This window comes from Pseudomonas sp. LAIL14HWK12:I1, assembly GCF_003202095.1.
GTDB classification, from domain to species: domain Bacteria; phylum Pseudomonadota; class Gammaproteobacteria; order Pseudomonadales; family Pseudomonadaceae; genus Aquipseudomonas; species Aquipseudomonas monteilii.
Map to the genome: position 1 here is coordinate 175,434 of NZ_QJKG01000005.1, position 20,922 is coordinate 196,355.

A 20,922-nucleotide genomic window follows, 5' to 3' on the forward strand; every position below is an offset into this window, starting at 1 on the left:
TACTGCGCCCATCCAAGGCATTCCGGCCTGGCTTCCAGCAGGAGATCAGCATGTCCAAGCAACTTACACTCGAAGGCAAAGTGGCCCTGGTACAGGGCGGTTCCCGTGGCATTGGTGCGGCTATCGTGCGGCGCCTGGCCCGCGAAGGCGCACACGTAGCCTTTACCTATGTCAGCTCTGCCGGCCCGGCAGAAGCACTGGCCCGGGAAATTACCGAAAACGGCGGCAAGGCCCTGGCCCTGCGGGCCGACAGTGCCGATGCAGCAGCCGTGCAGCTGGCGGTGGATGACGCCGTGAAGGCGTTCGGCCGTCTGGATATCCTGGTCAACAACGCCGGGGTACTGGCGGTAGCACCGGTCACCGAATTCGACCTGGCCGACTTCGACCGCATGCTGGCGGTGAATGTGCGCAGCGTGTTCGTCGCCAGCCAGGCTGCCGCACGCTACATGGGCCAGGGCGGGCGCATCATCAACATCGGTAGCACCAACGCCGAGCGCATGCCGTTTGCCGGTGGCGCACCCTATGCCATGAGCAAGTCGGCGCTGGTTGGCCTGACCCGCGGCATGGCCCGTGACCTGGGGCCGCAAGGCATTACCGTGAACAACGTGCAGCCAGGGCCGGTGGACACCGACATGAACCCGGCCAGTGGCGAGTTTGCCGAGAGCCTGATCCCGCTGATGGCGATTGGGCGGTATGGCGAGGCGGATGAAATTGCCAGCTTTGTGGCTTACCTCGCGGGCCCAGAGGCCGGGTACATCACTGGGGCAAGCTTGACGATTGATGGCGGGTTTGCCGCTTGAGTTGATGGGCTGCCTGTGCCGGCGACAGAGCCGGTACAGGCTTATCCACTCCCAGACCCCAGCCGCTGTTCCATCACCTCCAGAAAAGCCCGGGCAGCGGGCGTCGGGCTGGAGGACCACACGGCATACAAGTGCCGCACCGGCGCATCCACCAACCGCGCCACCGTCACACCTTCGAAGCCCTGGGCCACCCGCTCCGGCACAAGGCCCACCGCCATGCCCCGCTGCACAAACTTTTCCACCAGACGCACATGCCCGATTTCAAACTGCACCCGGCGCTGCAACCCTGCGGCGTGAAACGCCTCATCCGTCTGCCGCCGTGCCCCGGTGCCTTCGGGGAAGTCCACCAGCACTTCGTCCGCCAGGTCGGCCAACGCCAACGGCGTACGGCCGGCAAGTCGATGATCAACCGGCAACAACGCCACCAGTTCCTCCCTGGCCAGCAAGCGATGCTCCACGCCCTGCACGACCTCGCCCTGCCACAGGCCAATAAAGCCCACATCCAGGCGCCGCTCGACCACATCGGCGATCAGCAATTCGCTCTTGGCCGTGATCCAGCGCACATCCACATCCGGGAAACGACCATGGAACAGTGCCAGCAGGTCGACCAGGTCCAACGCCGTGAGCGAGCTGATTTCACCAATCGCCAGTCGCCCGCGCACCTGCCCGCAAGCCGCCGCCACGTCATCGGCAATGCGCCGGGCCGCTTCCACCGCCGGCCGGGCGCTGAGCACAAAAGCCTCGCCGGCAGGGGTCAGGCGCACCCGTCGCGAACTACGCTCGAACAGGCTGACGCCCAACTGTGCCTCCAGCCGCGCCACCTGGTGGCTAAGCGCCGACTGCACCACATGGCAGCGCTCGGCCGCGCGGGTAAAGCTGCCCGTGTCGGCAACGGCAAGGGCATATTCGAGCTGCTTGAGGTTCATGCATCTATCTGCTTTCAAGATGGATAAGTTGAAAACTATACATTGGTGTCATGCCAGACACTTCCTGATAATCCTCCCACTTACTACTGCCCGCCACGAGAACCGCATGAACGCCTCCACTCTCAGCCGCGCCCTGATCCTGCTGATGGCCACCGCCACCGGCCTGGCCGTGGCCAGCAATTACTACGCCCAACCACTGCTGCACAGCATCGCCGAGCAGTTCGGCCTGAGCACCGCCAGCGCCGGCAGCATCGTCATCGCCGCCCAACTCAGCTATGGCGCCGGCCTGTTGCTGCTCGCGCCGCTGGGTGACCTGTTCGAGCAGCGCCGGCTGATCACCGTAATGACCGCTATTTCCACGCTGGGCCTTGTCATCAGTGCCTGTGCGCCGAGCCTGCCCTGGCTGATCCTGGGCACGGCGCTGACCGGGCTGTTCTCGGTGGTGGCGCAGATTTTGGTCCCCATGGCCGCGACCCTGAGCGAGCCACATCAGCGCGGCCGTGCGGTCGGCACGCTGATGAGCGGCCTGCTGCTGGGCATCCTGCTGGCGCGGACCGCAGCCGGCTTCATGGCCGAACTGGGCGGCTGGCGTAGCATCTATGTGCTGGCCGCCGTGTTGATGGCGATTACCGCCTTGGCGCTGTACCGCAGCTTGCCACAGCACCACAGCCATGCCGGGCTGAAGTACCCGGCGCTGATCGCTTCGGTGTTCCGCCTGTTCTTCGAAGAGCCCGTGCTGCGCCTGCGCTCGCTGCTTGGGCTGCTGGCGTTCAGCCTGTTCGCACTGTTCTGGACACCGCTGGCGTTTCTGCTCGCACAAGGCCCCTACCACTATTCGGATGCCGTGATCGGCCTGTTCGGCCTGGCCGGTGCGGCGGGTGCGCTGTCGGCCAACTGGGCCGGGCGGCTGGCAGACCGTGGCAAAGGCTCGCTGGGTACCACTGTGGGCCTGGTCGTATTGCTGCTGTCGTGGGTGCCGCTGGGGTTTGCCCAGCAGTCGCTGCTGGCCTTGCTGCTGGGTGTGTTGATGCTCGACCTGGCAGTGCAACTGGTGCACGTGAGCAACCAGAACGCAGTGATTGCCCTGCGGCCCGAGGCACGCACACGGCTGAATGCCGGGTACATCACCTGCTACTTCATTGGCGGGGCGCTGGGGTCGCTGCTGGGCACACAGTTGTTCCAGCACCAGGGCTGGATGGGCATTGTGGTAGCAGGCCTGGTGATAGGCGGGCTGGCGTTGCTGGCGTGGGGGCTGGCCAATCGAAAGGCCGCTTGATTGACACAAGAGCGACATCGCACCGCACTACCCTCCGTCGTATTGCCGTTGACTTGGCTGCCCGGGCAGCGCTCAGTAGTCGCTGGTCACTGCCCTTTCCCTGACAGGACGACTTTATGACAAGACTCACGGTACAATCCGGCGATTTCTTGCAAGGTGAAGGCGAGTATCGCAACGGATCGCTCACACTCAAGACCTCGCGCAGCCCCTCCCCGGGCGAGCGGATTTCACTCGCGCGCATCAGCGACCTCAGGCTGGCCAGCCTGGAATCAAGCCGCAGCCTGGGCAGCGCCCTGGGCTGGGGGGTGGCCGGCGCGCTGGTGGCGGGCCCGGTAGGGTTGCTGGCCGGGCTGTGGCTAGGTGGCAAGGAGGAAGAAGCCACCTTCCTGGCCACCTTCAAGGATGGACGCAAGCTCATGGCGATAACCGACGGCAAAACCTGGTCAAAGATCGATGACAGTTGGCGGCAGCACAAGCGGCCCGCCAACCAGGACTGAATATCGCGGGGCCCGGATCGTTTTATGCAGAAGGCGGCTGTTAAGATGCCGCCTTTTTCATGGTCGGAGCCCCCGCATGCCACCGCGTCACCCCCGCCTGCCCCTGAGCCTGCTCAGCCTGGGCCTGGCCCTGCATTGCCCCCATGTGCTCGCCGAAGACAGCGTGGTGCTGGCGCCGCTGCAGGTGTCCGACACCTATGCCAACGATGGCTACCAGGCACGCCAGGCAGCGGTGGGTGGCTTTCAGCCCGCGCCCTTGCTCGATACGCCCGCCTCGGTCAGCGTGTTCAGCCAGCAACTGCTGGAAGACCGCCAGGTGCGCAAGCTAAGCGAAGTGCTGCAAAGTGACGCCTCGGTTGGCGAAAGCTATGCCCCCATCGGCTACTACGAGAACTTCAATGTGCGCGGCTTCGAGCTGAATGCCGCCAGCAGCTACCGCATCAATGGCCAGACCATCGCCGGCGAGCAGAACGTGGCCCTGGAGAACAAGCAGCAGGTGGAATTGCTCAAGGGCCTGTCAGGGCTGCAGAGCGGCGTTTCTGAGCCGGGCGGCCTGATCAACTACGTGACCAAGCGTGCCGAAGACGTGCGCAGCGTCACGGTATCGACCAACGAGCAAGGCGAACGCTACCTGGCCACCGACCTGGGCGGCTGGTTCGGCAGCGAAAAGCAGTTTGGCCTGCGCGCCAACCTGGCCCATGAAGACATCCGCTCCTACGTCGACCACGCCGACGGCAAGCGCGACTTCGCCTCGCTGGCGTTCGACTGGCAGATCAACCCGGATGCCACCCTGCAGCTGGATGCCGAATACCAGCACCGCGAACAACGCTCGGTGCCGGGTTACCAATTACTGGGCGGCACAGAAGTGCCCCACGGCATCGACCCGGATGACCGTCTGGCGTACCAGAGCTGGGCCAAGCCGGTGCAGAACGACTCGCTGAACCTGGGCGGGCGCTTCGAGTATCGCTTCAACGAGGCCTGGACCGGCACCTTGAGTGCCTCGCGCAGCAAGGTGGTGATCGACGACTACAGTTCGTTTGCCTGGGGAAGCGAAGATGGCTGGCAGTCTCATTTCAGCCCGGAAGGCGACTACGATATCTATGATTTCCGCAGCCCTGACGACACCAGGCGTGTCGATGAAGCACAGGCGATGGTCAACGGACGGTTTGACGTTGCCGGCAACAGCCATGAGTTGACCGTGGGGACCAGCGCTCAACGTCGGACGCTGGATCAACGCACCTACTACAACGAGCTTCTGGAACACCCCGGAAATATCGACACAGGCTCCCCAGCCCAACCGCCTTCCGACAAACCCATTGGCGCCAGCGAACGCCGCCTGGACAGCCGCCAGTATGGCCTGTTCGTCAGCGATCGCATCAGCTTCAACGAGCAATGGCAAACTGTACTGGGCGCCCGCGAAGTGCGCCTGGATGAAAAGACCTGGGACGAGAACGGGGTTGCCGGGCGCCATACCCGCCAGTATGAGTTGCTGCCCAATGCTGCGCTTATCTATAAGCCGCAGCCGAACACCACGGTATACGCCAGCTATGCCAAGGGCCTGTCGGCCGGCGGCACAGCGCCGTGGTTTGCGCTGAACAAATTCGAAATCCTTGCCCCCACGACCTCCCACCAACTGGAACTGGGCCTCAAACATGACTGGCAAGGCCTTAGCCTCAGCGCCGCGCTGTTCCAGATCCGCCAGGCCTACCAGTACGCACGCCCCGACGACACGGGCTACTTCACCTATGTGCAGCAGGGCCAGCAGAAAAACACTGGCCTGGAACTGGGCGCCAGCGGCTGGGTGACCCACAACCTGCAGGTGCAAGCCAGCGCTGCGGCCATTCGGGCGCGGGTGCAGAACAGCGGTACCGATGCTTATGAAGGCCATCAGGCAATCAATGTGCCCAGGTTCCGGGCAGCGCTGCACGCGGAATACACGTTGCCGGTGCCGGGGCTGGCGCTGCTGGGCGGGGCACGGTACAGCGCCAGCAAGTATGCAAGCCAGGCGGGGAATGTGGAGGTTGGCGGGTACACCGTATTCGACCTTGGCAGCCGCTACCGCACGCGTATTGCCGGGTATGACACCGTGCTGCGGCTGACCGTGGATAACGTATTCGACAAACGCTACTGGCGCGATGTGGGGGATTACCTGGGGGACAACTACCTGTTCCAGGGGGCACCGCGTACGGCTCGGCTTTCGGCCTCGGTCAGCTTCTAGATTGCCAGGGCCGCTTTGCGGCCCTTTCGTCGCACAAGGCCCAGAATGCAAAAAGCCCCCGAACTTTTCAGCTCGGGGGCTCTTCGCAGAATGTGGCGGTGAAGAAGGGATTTGAACCCTTGATACGATTTCTCGTATACACACTTTCCAGGCGTGCTCCTTCGACCACTCGGACACTTCACCGTTTCTCTTCAAGCCGTGCGGCCCGTCGAGGTGCGCTAATTTAGTGAAAGAGCTTCCCTTTGGCAAGCATTTTTTTCAGTTTTTTCATGTATTTGCATTTGAGCCCCGGTGAACGCTGACCGACCAGTCAGCCTTGCTGCTTTACCTGGCCTCTGGCGCTGGGTAACGTCGTCGCCACGCCAACAAAAGGACTCTGCCATGAGCGAGCTGATTACCTACCACGCCGAAGACGGCATCGCCACCCTGACCCTGAACAACGGCAAGGTCAACGCCATCTCGCCGGATGTCATCACCGCCTTCAATGCCGCGCTTGACCGCGCTACTGAAGAGCGTGCCGTGGTGATCATTACCGGGCAGCCAGGCATTCTGTCGGGCGGTTACGACCTCAAGGTGATGACCAGCGGCCCGAAAGAGGCCATCAGCCTGGTCACTGCGGGCTCCACCCTCGCCCGCCGCCTGCTGTCGCACCCGTTCCCGGTAGTGGTCGCCTGCCCGGGCAATGCCGTGGCCAAGGGCGCCTTCCTGCTGCTGTCGGCCGATTACCGCATTGGCGTCGAAGGGCCGTACAAGGTGTGCCTGAACGAAGTGCAGATCGGCATGACCATGCACCATGCCGGCATCGAATTGGCCCGCGACCGCCTGCGTCGTTCGGCTTTCCATCGTTCGGTGATCAATGCCGAGGTGTTCGACCCGGTCGCGGCAGTGGATGCCGGCTTCCTCGACAAGGTGGTGCCGGCTGAACAGTTGCAGGACGCAGCTCTGGCGGCGGCGCGGGAGCTGAAGAAGCTGAACATGCTGGCGCACAAGAACACCAAGCTGAAGGTGCGCAAAGGGCTACTGGAGGCGCTGGACAAGGCGATCGAGCTGGACCAGCACCACATGGGTTGACCGGACAGGCTCACACCAAGGTTTGCCGCAATCAGTGCACACCCGTACACTGTCCGGCGACTGTCTGGTGTGAGTCGTACCATGCTTTATTCGTTGCGCATGCTCCTGCTGGCGCTGCATTTTCTTGCCGTTGGCGCCGTGGGCCTGATCATTGGCCTGTGCCGCCCCTTCAACCCCGACAACAGCCGGGTGTTTGCCCACCTGTACAGCCGGCCAGCCACCTGGCTGATGCGCATCAAGGTCAAGGCCGAGGTCGGGCCACTGTGGGACCACCCACCCGGTTGCGTGATCGTCGCCAACCACCAGTCCAACTTCGACCTGTTCGTATTGGGCCAGGTGGTACCCCAACGCACCGTGGCCATCGGCAAGAAAAGCCTGGGCTGGATCCCGCTGTTCGGCCAGCTGTTCTGGCTGGGCGGCAACGTGCTGATCGACCGCAAGAACGCCTACCAGGCGCGCAAGGCGCTGCAAAAGACCACGCGGGTGCTGCAGGACGACACCTCCATCTGGATTTTCCCTGAAGGCACGCGTAACGCCGGCGAGCAGCTGATGGCCTTCAAGAAAGGTGCGTTTCACATGGCCATCGAGGCCGGCGTGCCGATCGTGCCGGTATGCGTCAGCCGCTATGCCAGGCGCATGAGCCTGAACAGCTGGCGCCAGCGCACGGTGATCGTGCGCTCGTTGCCACCCATCGTCACGGCGGGCATGACCCAACGGGACATTCCGGTGCTGATCGAGCAGTGCCGGAGGCAGATGCAGCAGTGCATCGACGGCATGGAACACGAGCTGGCCTGAAGCGGGTTGCTCTTGGGCCGGGTACGGCCCAAGCTGTAACCCGTGTTCAACCGGAATAAGCGGGCAACCATGGGTCGTGTCGTGGCATCGGCGGTGTACAGCGCCGGCAGAAAGGTCACTAACATCAGCATCGACGAAGGCAGCGAGTGGGCGCGCAAGCCGGGGCACTTCGTGTGGATCGGCCTGGAAGAGCCCAACGCCGAGGAGCTGGCCAACCTGCAGTGCCAGTTCAACCTGCACGAACTGGCCATTGAAGATGCCCTTGAAAAGCACAGCCGGCCCAAGCTGGAAACCTTCGGTGACGCGCTGTTCATCGTCACCTATTCGCCGGTTCGCCACGAAGGCAAGCTGGAGTTCATCGAAACCCATATCTTCGCAGGCAACGGCTACATCATCACCTGCCGCAACGGGCACTCCAAGTCCTACGCCATGGTGCGCCAGCGCTGCGAGGCACGGCCATTGCTGCTGGAGCATGGCGAAGACTTCGTACTGTACGCCCTGCTCGACTTCGTGACGGAAAACTACCAGCCGGTCAGCGAAGCCATTCATGGCGAGATCGAAGAGCTGGAACAAAGCGTGCTGGGGGGCTCGCTGCAGGAGGACGACATCCGCCGCCTGCACAGCCTGCGCCGCGACATCCTGCGCCTGCGCCGTTATGTGGCGCCGATGGTGGAAGTGAGCGAAGAGCTGCAGCGCCTGAGCTTCCCGTTCATCGACAAGAACATGCGGCCCTACTTCCGTGATGTGCAGATTCATGTGACGCGGCAAATGGAAGACCTGGCCGGCATCCGCGACATCGCCAGCCAGACCATCGAGATCGGCATGCTGCTGGAGTCGTCACGGCAAAGCATCGTTCAGCGCAAGTTCGCGGCCTGGGCGGCGATTTTGGCGTTCCCCACGGCCATTGCCGGGGTTTACGGGATGAACTTCCAGAACATGCCGGAACTGGCTTGGCACTATGGGTATTTCGGGGTGCTGGGTGTAATCGGGCTGGGGTGTGCGGGGTTGTATGCCAGCTTCAAGAAGTCGGGCTGGCTTTGAGATTGTGGGGGCCGGCTTGAGGCCCCCAGCCTCTTACGCCGCGTCGTGCTTGCTCACCGGCTGCTGGATAAAGCGCAACATCCACTCCCCCACCAGGTCGCCCTGGTGCTCGGTGGCCAGGCTGGCCACGGCCTTGTGGTACACCTCATCTCCCAGGAATTCCTGACGCGCATCCAGCAATGCGCGGGAATAGTCATGCACGAACTCCGGGTGGCCCTGGAAGCACAGCACCTGGTCACGAATGTGGTACGCCGCATTCGGGCAGAAGTCGCTGGAAGCAATCACCGTGGCGCCTTCCGGCAATTCGGTCACCTGGTCCTGGTGGCTGATCAGCAAGGTCAGCTCCGACACCTCCGGGTCCATCCACGGCGCATGGGCCGCCAGCGAGTAGCGATGGATGCCCACGCCCCAGCCCTTGTCGGCCCGCTCGGCCTTGCCACCCAGGGTCAATGCCAGCAACTGGTGGCCAAAACACACCCCCAACAGCTTCTCGCCCCGTTCGTACAATTTCAGCAGGTACGCCTTGAGGGTCTGGATCCACGGGTCGGAACCAAACGAGTCAGCCTTGCTACCGGTCACCAGGTAGGCATCGAACACTTCACTGTCGGCGGGGTAATCGCCGTTCATCACGTTGTACACACGGAATTCGGCGGCGATCGGCTGACGCGAAAAGAGCTGCTCGAACATCCTGCCGTAGCCTTGGTACTGCGCGGTCAACTCCGGTCGCAGGACATCGGTTTCAAGGATGCAGACGCGTAACGACATAGGGGTAGTCCTGAACGACATGGGTGGGAATCTGCTGTAGAGACTGACGCGAAAGACACGTACAAGCAAGTAGGTTGCACTGACGAACGGTCACATTTCGTCGGCGCCCGCCAGGTACTTGCGCCACTGTCTAGCCAGAGCATGCCAGCCGACTGGCACATGGCCTCATAGCAAAAAGAAATCATCGACCAACACTGTTAGAAGAAAGGGTTCTCAAACATGGATGCCACACACCCTACTGTTGGTTGTATATCCACTTTCAAGAGGCAGGCAGTTCAGGCGCCACGCGTCGTTGCTGCGATCGACCCGAAGTGCGACAAGGAAGCCAACGGGTATTCAGGAATAACAAAAAGAAGGCGGTCCGCCATGTTCAGACAATCGAAAATTCGCCAAGCTGGGCTCATTCTCTTCGCCACCACTTTACTGCTGATTTTGCCGAACCTGACACGCTTGTTCGGCTGACAGTGGCGATGGCGCCACCGGGCAATACACAGGTAACCTGCTGGCCTTGATGGTCGGAGATTGCCCATGCGCCACTGCCTTGCCTTGTTAGCGTTGCTCCTGAGCCTGCCGCTGTCGGCGGCGCAGCTGCACCTTGAACTGGGCGCCAATACGCGCCAGTGGAGCAGCACCGAACTGCTTGACCACCCGCAGGCTCGGGATATCAGCATCGAACAAGACGTTTCCTACAAGCGCCCCATGCACTATCGGGCGGTGCCGTTGGCCACGCTGCTAAAAGGCGTGAGCGCCGGTGATCACCTGCAGGCCGTGGCGCTGGATGGCTTTGCCGCTGAAATGCCCGCTGCGCCACTGTTGCAGCAGGGGCCGGCACAGGCCTGGCTGGCGGTGGAAGACCCAGGCCAGCCGTGGCCGGCACTGGGCCAGGGCAAGCCGAGTGCGGGGCCGTTCTACCTGGTGTGGACCGCGCCGCAGGCCAGTGGCATCCGCCCGGAGCAGTGGCCGTTCCAGATTTCCACCATTCGCATGCTCGCGCCGGTGGCGCAGCGTTTTCCCGCGCTGCTGCCCGACCCCAAGCTGCCCGCCGACAGCCCGGTGCTGCAGGGTTTTGCATTGTTCCAGCAGAATTGCCTGGCGTGCCATCGACTGAACGGTGCAGGGGATGCGCAGGTGGGGCCGGATTTGAATGTGCCGCACAACCCTACCGAGTATTTTCGGCCAGAATACCTGCGCAAGCTGATTCGGGCCCCGCAAAGCCTGCGGCAATGGCCGCAAGCGAAGATGCCGGGGTTTGACGAGCGTGTGTTGAGTGAACAGGAGCTGGACGCGTTGCTGGCCTATCTGGGGCATATGGCCAAGCGCAGACCTTGACGCCCGCGTGTGCTTTTTCGCGGGCGAACCCGCGAAAAAGGCAACACAACACGCTTAGGCAATCGGCCGCTCATGCTTGACGCCCCACCCTTCCACCTCTCCCCCATAAGGTGTCACCAACTGTTCAAAGGCCTCTTCAAAGTCGCCAATCCCGCCATAGGTGGCATACATGACCTTGCTCAGTTCCAGGTGCCAGGCACCGTCGCCCAGCTCCTTCACCTGGGCATTGAGCGATTCGCCACGAAACTGCCCGGCCGCACGGCGGGCCCCTGCTTCGTCGGGGAATACGGCGTAAAACTCGATGGGGTGGATCTGGGTGAAGTCGAACCCGCCTGCTTTCATCTGGCGCAGGACGTTGCTGCTGATATCGTCGTTCTGGCTGCTCATGAATCGTCCTCCTGAATAATGCTATGGATAGACTTTCCGTGCACTACGCACCTGCCGGCAGTCATTGGCCAGGCAGTTCGAGCTGATGCAAGACGCGAATTGAAGCGGTGCCAACCCGCAGAATAGGCGGCACCTTCCAGTAGCGTAGTGCCTGCAAAGGCGCCACGCAAACGTGTGTATCAGGGTGCTTCGTGAATGCTGGTGATAGTCACGCCGCTATGTTCTTTCAGCCAGCGGGCGGTGGGGGAAATGGTGCGGTCCTGGAAGTCGTTGAGGTCCAGCTCGTCCATCACCGGGAACAGGTGCGAACGGATGGCCCGCGCGGCGTCCTCTTCGCTGGGACAGTGCTCGGCCCGCAGGGTCATGGTGGACGGTTCGCCTTTCTGATCGGCAAAGATGACTTCCCACGCTTTCATTGAACGAGCCCTCTCAATTCAAGAACACCAGTTGGGTGATGCCTGAATAACTGACCTTGGGGCTGGGAGAATGTTCAGTCTGCGCTGGTCTCTTCGCGGCTTTAGCCGCGAATGGGCCGCAATGCGGCCCATATAGCAGCGTTACTTCGGTGTGCCGTGCACCACGCCAGCGGTGTTATCCAGCAAGCTCTTGGTCGCGGTCTGAATGTACGCTTCGAGCTTCTTGAGCATTTCTGGCTGGTCCGGGCTTTCGATCAGCTCAGCCTTGAACTCACTGCCCAGCTGGTAGCGGTACATGCGCGGGCTCATGTCCTTGGACTCGATCAGGATGCGGTCGCCCTGTACCAGGCCAACGATCTGCTCGCTGCCCGACGGCTTGATCATGCCCACACCCTGGTCGCCTTCAGGCAGGTTGAGCAGGTCGCGGCCCCAGCACTGGTGACGGGTCTGGCCACCCAGGCGGCCCATGATGGTCGGCACGATATCGACCTGGGTACCCACGGTGTGATTCACCGCACCGAATTTCTCCTGAATGCCCGGGGCAATCAGCAGCAGCGGTACGTTGAAACGGCCCAGGTCCAGCTCGGTGACCTGCTGGTGGTTGCCGAAGCCATGGTCGCCGACGATGACGAACAGGGTTTCCTTGAAGTAGGGCTCTTTACGCGCCTTCTCGAAGAACTGGCCAAGCGCCCAGTCCGAATAGCGCATGGCGGTCAGGTGCTCATCCAGGCGGCCCTGGCCGGTGACCTTCTCGACCGGCAGGTCTTTCGGCAGCGCGTAAGGCGTGTGGTTGGACAGCGTCTGCAGCAGCGCGTAGATCGGCTTCTTGCCGTCGTGCTTGGCCAGTTCCTCGTTGCCGCGGTCGAACATATCCTGGTCGGACACACCCCAGGTCGGGTCGGAGAACACCGGGTTGACGAAGTCGTTACGGCCGATGAAGGTGGTCATGCCCTGGTTTCCGAAGAACCCGGACTGGTTGTCCCAGGCAAAGTCGCCGTTGTAGACGTACACATCGTCGTAGTCGCGGGCGCTGAGCAGGGCCGGCAGGCCAGACAGCTTGTGGCCGCCTTCCGGGGTTTGCATCAGGTACTCGAAGCCTGGCAGGTTGGGGAAGCAAGCCATGGTGGCGAACATGCCCTGGTGGGTATGGGTGCCGTTGGAGAAGAAGCGGTCGAACAGCAGGCCTTCTTTGGCCAGCTTGTCGAAGTACGGGGTTATGTTGTTGGGGCTGCCCAGCGCGCCCACCGAATGGCCGGCGAAGCTCTCCATGAGGATCACCACCACGTTCTTGATCGGCAGGGTGCGGTCAGCCGGCGGCACGAAGTCACGGCGGATGGCAGCCTCGTCGGCATCGACCAGGGTATCGTTGGCGGTCAGCAGCTGTTCGCGCACGCTTTGCGTGGCCACGTTCTGCTCCAGCACCGGCTTCCAGATGTTGGCGCGGTCTTCGCCGAAGCGGCTCTTGGCGGCATCGATCAGGGTCAGAGTGCCGTTCAGGCCCAGCTGGTTGACGAAGTTGGAGTCGGTGGTGAAGGCATCACCCCAGCGCATCGGCGGCCCTTGGCGCAGGGTGCCACGGGCAGCGACCACGGCCACCAGCAAAATCACCATGAACACCGCCAGGCGGTTGTACCACGGTGCAACGCGCTGCACGCCCTCACCCCGGGTGGCACGGTCAATACCCTTGAACAGCAGGCTCAACAGCCAGGTGCCGAAGGCCCAGGCCAGCAGGTAGCGCACCACCGGGAAGCCGTACCAGAGCATGCTCATGACGGTTTTCGGGTCTTCCTTGATGTACTGGAACACCAGGCCGTTGAGGCGCTGGTGGAACTCGCGGTAGAAGTCCATCTCCATCAGGCCGAGGAACATCACCACGCTGGAGGTGAGGGTCAGCCAGAAGCGGAACACGCCACGCCGGGCCATGGCCCAGGGGCTGAGTATCGCCAGCAGCAGCGGGATGCTGAGGTACACCACCACCCGAAGGTCGAAGCGCAAACCGTTGAGGAAGCCTTCGGCTACCGTGGAATACGGCGTATCGCCGACCATGTCACTGTTGTAGACCAGCAGCGCCAGGCGCACCAGGCTGAGCATCAGCATGATCACCAGGCCACTGAGCAGCGTGTAGGCCAGGTGGGATTTCAGGGTCGGCGAAAACGACGTTCGCGCGCCCTGTTGCTTCAAGGCGTCCGTGTTAGCCATGAATGGGAAGGTCCTAGGATTGCGGTTTGCGAAGAGGCGCTGGCGCTAGGCCAACGCAGCATTGTGCGGGTGCGGATTCTGTTTAAACCAATGTGAAAATTTTGTCACTGGGGTGTTGCGGGTTTTGTCTGTGCCGGCCTTTCAGATGCGCACATTCCCCCGCGGCCCCGCGATGGCCCAAATCACCAGGCCCACCACCGGCAGCAAAGCGATCAGCAAGATCCACAACACTTTGATGCCCACCTCGCTGCCACTCTTGATCACATTGAGGATGGCCCAGATATCCAGCGCCAGAATGATCAGCCCTACCAGGCTATTGAATGTCGACCCCATGCTAAAACTCCTGTCAAAAGGCTTTGCTGCACAGCATAGTCAGCTATCGCGCCGATAGAAGCGAATCCTTGGCGGCTGGCGCAGGTCTCTGAGTAGACTGCCTGTATTCATTGATTCGAGGTTCGTATGCCCTCCGCCCACACGCAAAGCGCCACCCCACCCTCACTGCTGAACGCCTGGCGCCAGCAGGCCGTGAACACCCCCTGGCTCAGCGCCGGCCTCGGTCTTAGCCTGCTGGCGGTGGTCGTGCTGCTGGGCGCCAGCGTGTGGAACGCGGTAAACGGCGACCACGCCGACAACCTGCACCTGGCCGTGTTGGGCGGATTGTCCGGCTTTGGGGCTACCGCTCTGGGCGCTGTGCTGGCGGTGGTGCTGCGCGATGTCAGCGCCCGCACCCAGGACGTAATGCTGGGCTTTGCCGCCGGCATGATGCTGGCGGCCAGTTCGTTTTCGCTGATTCTGCCGGGCCTGGATGCCGCGCGTGAAATTACCGGCAACGGCCCGGCTGCGGCCTTTACCGTGGTGCTGGGCATGGGGTTGGGCGTGCTGTTGATGCTGGGCCTGGACCGCTTCACCCCGCACGAGCATGAAAGCACCGGCCCCTGCGGCCCCGAAGCCGAGCGCATCAGCCGGGTGTGGCTGTTCGTGCTGGCGATCACCCTGCACAACCTGCCTGAAGGCATGGCCATTGGTGTGAGCTTCGCCAATGGCGACATGAGCATCGGCTTGCCGCTGACCAGCGCTATTGCCATTCAGGACATCCCTGAGGGGCTGGCCGTGGCCCTCGCCCTGCGTGCCACCGGGTTGTCGAGCCTGAAGGCGGCGCTGGTGGCTGTAGGTTCGGGGCTGATGGAGCCACTGGGGGCGGTGATCGGGCTGGGGATTTCCACAGGCTTTGCCCTCGCCTATCCAATCAGCATGGGGCTGGCGGCGGGGGCGATGATCTTTGTGGTCAGCCACGAAGTGATCCCGGAAACCCACCGCAACGGGCACCAGACGGCGGCGACCCTGGGGTTGATGGGTGGGTTTGCGGTGATGATGTTTCTGGATACGGCGTTGGGCTGAAGTTTCACGTTGCCTGTACTGGCTTCTTCGCGGGCTCGCCTGCGAAGAGGCCATAGGCGAACTCAAATGTGGACGGCGACCTTCAGGGCTTCCAAAGCCGGCTCGACCTTGATACCCACCTCTGCCCCCAACTCCAGCACCCGCGCCAGGTCGTTCTGCCCCACCATCACCATCTGCAGCTCGTCATCCAGCAACTGGCTGAAGTTCAGCAGCACATAACCCCCAGCCTCTTTGTTCAACGCCCCCATCTGCACCTGAATGCGGTTGAGCGCGGTCAGTGGCTCGGTACGGGCCAGCTGCTTGGGCTTGAGGGTGAACGGCACACTGTTGTCGAACGAGTCGCTGATCTGCTGGAACAGGTCCTGGTAGCTGTCGGCCTGGAATACCACGGTGTCCGGCAGGCTGCCCAGCACAACCCATTCACCCAGCGGGATCGGGAACGTGTCGTCGTAGTTGATATCGGGGTTGGCAACCAGGAAAGCAGCCGGGTCGGCATAGGCCTGGGCGGCCTCGTCGGCGATGCGCTCGATGTCGGCCTCGCGCATGCAGCCAGCGCCAATGAGACTGATGAATTCGAGCAACTGAGTTTTCATGAAAGGGGGCCTGCGACGGGTGAAAAGTCGCCAAGGATAGCCGCAAATGCCCCCAGGTGGTTAGCCGGCCAGCGTTTGCAGGCGGGCGGCGGCGTCTACGGCCCCCATGGTTTGCGCCGCCATCAGCGCAGTGGCGCCACGGGCATCCTGGCGCGCCGGGTCGGCGCCTTGGGCCAGCAGGTAGTCGAGGATCTCGCTGCGATTGAACATGGCCGCCAGCATCAACGCCGTGCGCCCGTCCTGCGCAGCGGCGTCCACAGGGACGCCGTGCTCAAGCAACAACCGGATCATCGCCAGGTCCCCCTTGAAGGCGGCCCCGGCGATAGGCAGCTGGCCGTTGTCGTTGGCAATCAACGGGTCGGCACCGTGGGCCAGCAGCACGCGCACTGCTTCGTGGTGGCCGTGGTAGCTGGCCAGCATCAGCAGGGTATCGCCCTTATGGTTGCGCAGGTTGGCCGGCAGGCCGCTGGCGAGCAGGCGCTCGATCATTTCGGCATCGCCTTGGCGGGCACGTTCGAATACCTGCTCGGCGAATGCGGCGGCTTCGTTTTCGGTCATGGTGGCGGGGGCGGTCTGGCGGGTCATCGGAACCTCCTGGCATAAATGATTGCCCAAGTGTTTGTCAGGCACGCCAGTGCGGTCAAAGGTTCAGTTTCTATGGGGCCGATAGGCAATGCCTGACTCGTGCAAAATGCACTGTGCAAAATGCATGACCATGCAACCTGCACGGCGACACTTTCGTAGAGTCTCCGTAAAACCCTGATTTTACTGGATTTTTTATGAAACTCAGACCTGGCACGGTCGCTGCAAATATCTACTCATGTCTGCCACACCACAGCCAGGAGTTGATATGGACCTCATCCAGCAAAAGTTCGTCTCGGTATTTTCTGCTTATCAGGTCAATACCCAGGCCCGTCCCGATGGCGGCGTGCTGCTGACCCTGCGCGCAGCCGATGGCAAGGTTACCCGCCGAGTGCTGACCTATGCGCAACTGCACAGTGCCGAGCAGCTGTCATGGGCGATCAGTGCCATTCGCCGTGACCTGGCTGAACAGGCTAGCGAATTGCCGGTGATTTCGATGTTGCAGAGCCAGCAGCGGTTTGCCCTGCCGACCTACCGCTGAGGTTTGTGTTGCTTTGCCGGTCTCTTCGCGGGCAAGCCCGCGAAGAGACCGGCAAAGCAACTACAACTCGTCAATCCCCAGAAACGCCCGCGCAGTCACATCCCCGGTAAACCGCGCCTGCGCACCCCGCTCGCTGCCATACAACCGCAGCGCCAGGCAAAACGGCGTCCCCCCCAGCTCCACCCAGCGCCGCGTCCCCGCCGGCACCACCAACTGGTCACCCTTCTCGCACAGCACCGAATACACCTGGTCGCCCAAACGCAGGGCAACCTGCGCACGGCCGCTGACTACGGCAAATACCTCTTCGGCGTCATGCACATGTTCATCGCGCACATCGACCTGCGCCGGGTCTTCACCGTCGCGGTTCAACAGCACGAATGCCTTGCTGCCATGCGCCGTCATCAACTGATCCAAATGCTCACGGCATGCGTCCAGCACCTCGCCTTCAGCCGTACCAGGGCGCACCCGCAAGCCATGCCCGGCGTGCACAAAACGCACGCCCTGCTCGGCCAGGGTGGCGACGATATCGTCGTGGTGCGTCAGCACCTTGTTCGGCAGTTCCGGGCTGGCGGGGTGGAAAACACTGAGAATGCTCATCAGAGGCGGGTCCTGGTCGGTTGCGAACAAAGGGCAATGATAACGGCTGCGGCCAAGGCTGCGGCACTGGCCATACCAAAGGTGAAGGTGGGGCCCAGCAGTTTCCAGCTGTAGCCCGAATACAACGCCCCCAATGCGCCCCCGGTACCCGACAGTGCCGCATACAGCGCCTGGCCCTGGCCTTGTTGGCGGGCGCCGAAGCTGGCCTGCACGAAGGCGATGCTGGCGGCATGGAAGCAGCCAAAAGTGGCCGCATGCAGCAACTGGGCAAAGATCAATAGGGCAGGCTCACCTGCCAGGTTGCCCAGCAACAGCCAGCGTACGGCCGCCAGCAGGAAACTGGCCAGCAACACCCGCTGCACGCTGAAGCGGGCGAACAGGCGGCTCATGACCATGAACATCAGCACTTCGGCCACCACCCCCAGCGCCCACAGCAAGCCGATGGCACCACGGCTGTAGCCCAGGTGCTCCAGGTGAAGGGTCAGAAACGTGTAGTAAGGCCCATGGCTGAGCTGCATCAGCGCCACGCAAGCGTAGAACGCGACCACCCCGGGGGCACGCAGCTGCTGCAAAAAGCCACCGGCGCTGCTGCGCTCACCTTGCTCCACCGGCTGGGCATTGGGTACCCACAGGCTCGCGGCGACAATGCCGGCCATGATGGTGACCAACGCCACCGGGTAGATGTCCAGGCTCAGCCATTCGAACAGGCGGCCCAGGCCGACCACGGTCAGGATGAAGCCGATCGAGCCCCACAGGCGCACCTGGCTGTAGCGGGACGTTTGCCCGTGCAGGTGGGCCAGGGTAATGACCTCGAACTGGGGCAGTACCGCGTGCCAGAAGAACGCGTGCAAGGCCATTACCAGCGCCAGCCACGCGTAACTTTTGCCGAAGAAGATCAGGGCGAAGGTGGCCAGGGTGCACAACGCCCCCAGGCGCACGATCAGCAGCCGCCGCCCGGTGCGGTCGCCCAGCCAGCCCCACAGGTTGGGGGCAACGCAGCGCATCAGCATGGGGATGGCCACCAGCTCGCCGATGCGTGCCGGGGAGAAGCCCAGGTGGTCGAAGTACAGCGCCAGGAAGGGGGCGGTGGAGCCTAGCAGAGCGAAGTAGAAGAGATAGAAGCTGGACAGGCGCCAGTAGGGGATCGGGGGCATGGGTTCAGCCAATCATGTTGTTACATGCACCTGCCTCTTCGCGGGGGTGCCCGCGAAGAGGCAGGTACATGTGAATCAGAGCTGGCCCAGCACCGGGGTATTCACTTTTACATCAGCATTCTGCGCACGGTGACGCAGCAGGTGGTCCATCAGCGCGATGGCCATCATCGCCTCGGCGATCGGCGTAGCGCGGATGCCCACGCACGGGTCGTGGCGGCCTTTGGTGATGACGTCCACCGGGTTGCCGTCGATGTCGATCGAACGGCCCGGGGTGGTGATGCTGGAGGTCGGCTTCAGCGCCAGGTGGGCAACGATCGGCTGGCCCGAAGAAATGCCACCCAGGATGCCGCCGGCGTTGTTGCTGAGGAAGCCTTCCGGGGTCAACTCGTCACGGTGTTCGGTACCACGCTGGGCAACGCTGGCGAAGCCGGCACCAATTTCCACGCCCTTGACCGCGTTGATGCTCATCAGCGCGTGGGCCAGTTCTGCGTCCAGACGGTCGAAGATCGGTTCGCCCAGACCCGGCATCACGCCTTCGGCCACCACGGTGATCTTGGCACCCACCGAATCCTGGTCCCGGCGCAGCTGGTCCATGTAGGCCTCGAGCTCCGGTACCTTGTCCGGGTCGGGGCTGAAGAAAGCGTTCTGCTCCACCGATTCCCAGGTCTTGAACGGGATTTCGATCGGGCCCAGCTGGCTCATGTAGCCACGCACGGTAATGCCCTGGGTGGCCAGGTATTTCTTGGCAATGGCACCGGCAGCCACGCGCATGGCGGTTTCGCGGGCCGAGCTGCGGCCACCACCACGGTAGTCGCGGATGCCGTACTTGTGATGGTAGGTGTAGTCGGCGTGGGCCGGGCGGAACAGGTCCTTGATGGCCGAGTAGTCCTTGGACTTCTGGTCAGTGTTGCGAATCAGCAGGCCGATCGAACAGCCCGTGGTACGGCCTTCGAACACGCCAGAGAGGATTTCCACCTCGTCGGCTTCCTGACGCTGCGTGGTGTGCCGGCTGGTGCCGGGCTTGCGCCGGTCGAGGTCGTGCTGCAGGTCGGCCAGGGAAATCTCCAGGCCCGGCGGGCATCCATCGACAATGGCGACCAACGCCGGGCCATGGCTTTCGCCAGCGGTGGTGACAGTGAACAGCTTGCCGTAGGTATTGCCGGACATGGACGCTCCGCGAGTTCTGCCTGAGGTGAACGAAAGCGGCAGTATACAGATGGTTTGCTCGCCTGTGCTGGCCTCTTCGCTGGCTGGGCCGCGAAGAGGCCGAGCCAGCCTTGCACTGCCAGAGAACCTTCCCACGAACATTAGGTCAAAGCTGCATCTCCCTATGTAGTACTGCATGATGTCGCGCCTCGTCGCCCTGCTCTTCCTGCTGTGCACCAGCCTGGCCCAGGCCGCCGCCCCCACCGTGCTGCAACGCCCCATCGACCTGGACACCGGCCAGGGCGTGCTGTACGGCAGCCTGCTGTTGCCGCAACAGGCCACGCCGCCGCCGGTGGTGCTGATCATCGCCGGCTCCGGCCCCACCGACCGCGATGGCAACAACCCGGCGTCGGGCCGGGTCGACAACCTCAAGCGCCTGGCCGTGCTGCTGGCCAACGAGCACATCGCCAGCGTGCGCTACGACAAACGCGGGGTGGCCGCCAGCCAGCCGGCCACGCCTGACGAGCGCGACCTCAGCGTGGAGCGCTATGTAGCGGATGTGGTCGCCTGGAGCAACAAGCTGAAAGCCGACCCCCGCTTCGGCCAGCTGATCCTCGTAGGCCACAGCGAAGGCGCACTGATCGCCAGCCTGGCCGCCGAGCAGGCAGGTGCCAGTGCGGTGATCACCCTGGCCGGCAGTGGGCGACCGCTGGCCGAAGTCCTACGCGAACAGCTCGCCCGTCGCCTGCCACCAGCGCAACTGGCCGGGGGCAGCGCCCTACTCGATCGCCTGCAAGCCGGGCAGACCAGCCTGGAAGTGCCCGCGCCGCTGCGCCAGGTGTTCCGCCCCAGCGTGCAGCCGTATCTGATTTCGCTGTTTCAGCAAAACCCGGCAGCCGCCTTTGCCCGCCTGCCCATGCCCGCCTTGATCGTGCAAGGGCGCAACGATGTGCAGGTGGATGTGGCCGATGCCGAACGGCTGAAGGCAGCCAAGCCGGATGCGCAGCTGGTGCTGATCGACGGCATGAACCACATGCTGCGCATCAGCCCCAAAAGCATGAGCCAGCAGCGCGACAGCTACCTCAACCCAGAACTACCGCTGGCACACGAGCTGGGTGAGCGGATTGTGACGTTCATCCAGCATTTGCCTTCCGCGTAACGTAATCGGGCTCAGGTCCTTGGCAAGCCTGC

General features: G+C 62.9%; 22 protein-coding genes and 1 tRNA gene. 11 read left to right on the forward strand and 12 right to left on the reverse strand.

Annotated elements, in window-relative coordinates; translation table 11 throughout:
• Nucleotides 1-50 precede the first annotated feature (50 nt).
• Nucleotides 51-800 (forward strand): 3-oxoacyl-ACP reductase family protein, encoded by a 750-nt coding sequence (locus D906_RS14785; protein ID WP_016715087.1) that lies wholly within the window; start codon nucleotides 51-53, stop codon nucleotides 798-800.
• A 41-nt stretch (nucleotides 801-841) separates the two neighbouring features.
• On the opposite strand, the gene D906_RS14790 is transcribed toward D906_RS14785, so the two are convergent.
• Nucleotides 842-1,726, reverse strand: a complete 885-nt coding sequence (locus D906_RS14790) for a LysR family transcriptional regulator (protein WP_025754759.1) — start codon at nucleotides 1,724-1,726, stop codon at nucleotides 842-844.
• Between the two features lie 106 nt (nucleotides 1,727-1,832).
• On the opposite strand from D906_RS14790, the gene D906_RS14795 reads away from it, so the two are divergent.
• The 3 genes from D906_RS14795 (at nucleotide 1,833) to D906_RS14805 (ending at nucleotide 5,717) form a co-directional block, all read left to right on the forward strand.
• Nucleotides 1,833-3,002: an MFS transporter gene (locus tag D906_RS14795; protein WP_027615879.1), complete on the forward strand. Its 1,170-nt coding sequence runs from the start codon at nucleotides 1,833-1,835 to the stop codon at nucleotides 3,000-3,002.
• Nucleotides 3,003-3,118: 116 nt separating this feature from the next.
• Nucleotides 3,119-3,499: a hypothetical protein gene (locus tag D906_RS14800; protein ID WP_019096930.1), complete on the forward strand. Its 381-nt coding sequence runs from the start codon at nucleotides 3,119-3,121 to the stop codon at nucleotides 3,497-3,499.
• A 76-nt stretch (nucleotides 3,500-3,575) separates the two neighbouring features.
• Complete coding sequence (locus D906_RS14805; RefSeq protein ID WP_025754757.1) at nucleotides 3,576-5,717, forward strand: TonB-dependent siderophore receptor; 2,142 nt, start codon at nucleotides 3,576-3,578, stop codon at nucleotides 5,715-5,717.
• Between the two features lie 93 nt (nucleotides 5,718-5,810).
• Here the strand turns inward: D906_RS14805 and D906_RS14810 are convergent.
• Nucleotides 5,811-5,900, reverse strand: a tRNA-Ser gene (locus D906_RS14810).
• A gap of 198 nt (nucleotides 5,901-6,098) precedes the next feature.
• Between D906_RS14810 and D906_RS14815 the strand changes: the two genes are divergently transcribed.
• The 3 genes from D906_RS14815 (at nucleotide 6,099) to D906_RS14825 (ending at nucleotide 8,624) form a co-directional block, all read left to right on the forward strand.
• Nucleotides 6,099-6,788, forward strand: a complete 690-nt coding sequence (locus tag D906_RS14815; RefSeq protein ID WP_019096932.1) for a crotonase/enoyl-CoA hydratase family protein — start codon at nucleotides 6,099-6,101, stop codon at nucleotides 6,786-6,788.
• Nucleotides 6,789-6,869: 81 nt separating this feature from the next.
• Nucleotides 6,870-7,583: a 1-acyl-sn-glycerol-3-phosphate acyltransferase gene (locus tag D906_RS14820; protein WP_025754755.1), complete on the forward strand. Its 714-nt coding sequence runs from the start codon at nucleotides 6,870-6,872 to the stop codon at nucleotides 7,581-7,583.
• Nucleotides 7,584-7,652: 69 nt separating this feature from the next.
• The gene (locus D906_RS14825; protein WP_016715080.1) at nucleotides 7,653-8,624 is read left to right on the forward strand and encodes a magnesium and cobalt transport protein CorA; all 972 of its coding nucleotides are present in this window, start codon (nucleotides 7,653-7,655) and stop codon (nucleotides 8,622-8,624) included.
• Between the two features lie 33 nt (nucleotides 8,625-8,657).
• Here the strand turns inward: D906_RS14825 and D906_RS14830 are convergent, their stop codons facing one another.
• Nucleotides 8,658-9,389, reverse strand: coding sequence for an amidotransferase (locus tag D906_RS14830; protein WP_019096934.1), 732 nt, complete (start codon nucleotides 9,387-9,389; stop codon nucleotides 8,658-8,660).
• A 528-nt stretch (nucleotides 9,390-9,917) separates the two neighbouring features.
• On the opposite strand from D906_RS14830, the gene D906_RS14835 reads away from it, so the two are divergent.
• On the forward strand, nucleotides 9,918-10,718 hold the full coding sequence (locus tag D906_RS14835) for a cytochrome c (RefSeq protein ID WP_027609496.1): 801 nt from the start codon (nucleotides 9,918-9,920) through the stop codon (nucleotides 10,716-10,718).
• A 54-nt stretch (nucleotides 10,719-10,772) separates the two neighbouring features.
• Here the strand turns inward: D906_RS14835 and D906_RS14840 are convergent, their stop codons facing one another.
• The 4 genes from D906_RS14840 to D906_RS14855 all read right to left on the reverse strand — a co-directional run bounded on the left by D906_RS14840 (nucleotide 10,773) and on the right by D906_RS14855 (nucleotide 14,053).
• Nucleotides 10,773-11,105: a ribonuclease E inhibitor RraB gene (locus tag D906_RS14840; protein WP_016715077.1), complete on the reverse strand. Its 333-nt coding sequence runs from the start codon at nucleotides 11,103-11,105 to the stop codon at nucleotides 10,773-10,775.
• Nucleotides 11,106-11,284: 179 nt separating this feature from the next.
• Nucleotides 11,285-11,521: a hypothetical protein gene (locus D906_RS14845; protein ID WP_016715076.1), complete on the reverse strand. Its 237-nt coding sequence runs from the start codon at nucleotides 11,519-11,521 to the stop codon at nucleotides 11,285-11,287.
• Between the two features lie 141 nt (nucleotides 11,522-11,662).
• Nucleotides 11,663-13,720, reverse strand: coding sequence for an LTA synthase family protein (locus D906_RS14850; RefSeq protein WP_016715075.1), 2,058 nt, complete (start codon nucleotides 13,718-13,720; stop codon nucleotides 11,663-11,665).
• A 141-nt stretch (nucleotides 13,721-13,861) separates the two neighbouring features.
• Nucleotides 13,862-14,053: a PLDc N-terminal domain-containing protein gene (locus tag D906_RS14855; protein ID WP_012271091.1), complete on the reverse strand. Its 192-nt coding sequence runs from the start codon at nucleotides 14,051-14,053 to the stop codon at nucleotides 13,862-13,864.
• A 126-nt stretch (nucleotides 14,054-14,179) separates the two neighbouring features.
• Between D906_RS14855 and D906_RS14860 the strand changes: the two genes are divergently transcribed.
• On the forward strand, nucleotides 14,180-15,118 hold the full coding sequence (locus D906_RS14860) for a ZIP family metal transporter (RefSeq protein WP_019096936.1): 939 nt from the start codon (nucleotides 14,180-14,182) through the stop codon (nucleotides 15,116-15,118).
• Nucleotides 15,119-15,180: 62 nt separating this feature from the next.
• Here the strand turns inward: D906_RS14860 and D906_RS14865 are convergent, their stop codons facing one another.
• Nucleotides 15,181-15,711: a hypothetical protein gene (locus tag D906_RS14865; RefSeq protein WP_019096937.1), complete on the reverse strand. Its 531-nt coding sequence runs from the start codon at nucleotides 15,709-15,711 to the stop codon at nucleotides 15,181-15,183.
• 60 nt (nucleotides 15,712-15,771) lie between these two features.
• Nucleotides 15,772-16,296, reverse strand: a complete 525-nt coding sequence (locus D906_RS14870; RefSeq protein WP_019096938.1) for an ankyrin repeat domain-containing protein — start codon at nucleotides 16,294-16,296, stop codon at nucleotides 15,772-15,774.
• A 265-nt stretch (nucleotides 16,297-16,561) separates the two neighbouring features.
• On the opposite strand from D906_RS14870, the gene D906_RS14880 reads away from it, so the two are divergent.
• Complete coding sequence (locus D906_RS14880) at nucleotides 16,562-16,834, forward strand: DUF3509 domain-containing protein (protein WP_016715071.1); 273 nt, start codon at nucleotides 16,562-16,564, stop codon at nucleotides 16,832-16,834.
• A gap of 60 nt (nucleotides 16,835-16,894) precedes the next feature.
• Here the strand turns inward: D906_RS14880 and D906_RS14885 are convergent, their stop codons facing one another.
• The 3 genes from D906_RS14885 to aroC form a co-directional block, all read right to left on the reverse strand.
• Nucleotides 16,895-17,431: an oxidase gene (locus D906_RS14885; RefSeq protein WP_025754753.1), complete on the reverse strand. Its 537-nt coding sequence runs from the start codon at nucleotides 17,429-17,431 to the stop codon at nucleotides 16,895-16,897.
• Entirely contained in the window at nucleotides 17,431-18,585 is a 1,155-nt protein-coding gene (locus D906_RS14890; RefSeq protein ID WP_027615880.1) for an MFS transporter, read from the reverse strand. Before D906_RS14890 ends, D906_RS14885 begins: the two co-directional genes overlap by 1 nt.
• Nucleotides 18,586-18,660: 75 nt before the next feature.
• Nucleotides 18,661-19,752 (reverse strand): chorismate synthase, encoded by a 1,092-nt coding sequence (aroC, locus tag D906_RS14895; RefSeq protein ID WP_016715068.1) that lies wholly within the window; start codon nucleotides 19,750-19,752, stop codon nucleotides 18,661-18,663.
• 175 nt (nucleotides 19,753-19,927) lie between these two features.
• Here aroC and D906_RS14900 point away from each other — a divergent pair, with 175 nt between their 5' ends.
• Nucleotides 19,928-20,890, forward strand: a complete 963-nt coding sequence (locus D906_RS14900) for an alpha/beta hydrolase (protein WP_027615881.1) — start codon at nucleotides 19,928-19,930, stop codon at nucleotides 20,888-20,890.
• Nucleotides 20,891-20,922 lie beyond the last annotated feature (32 nt).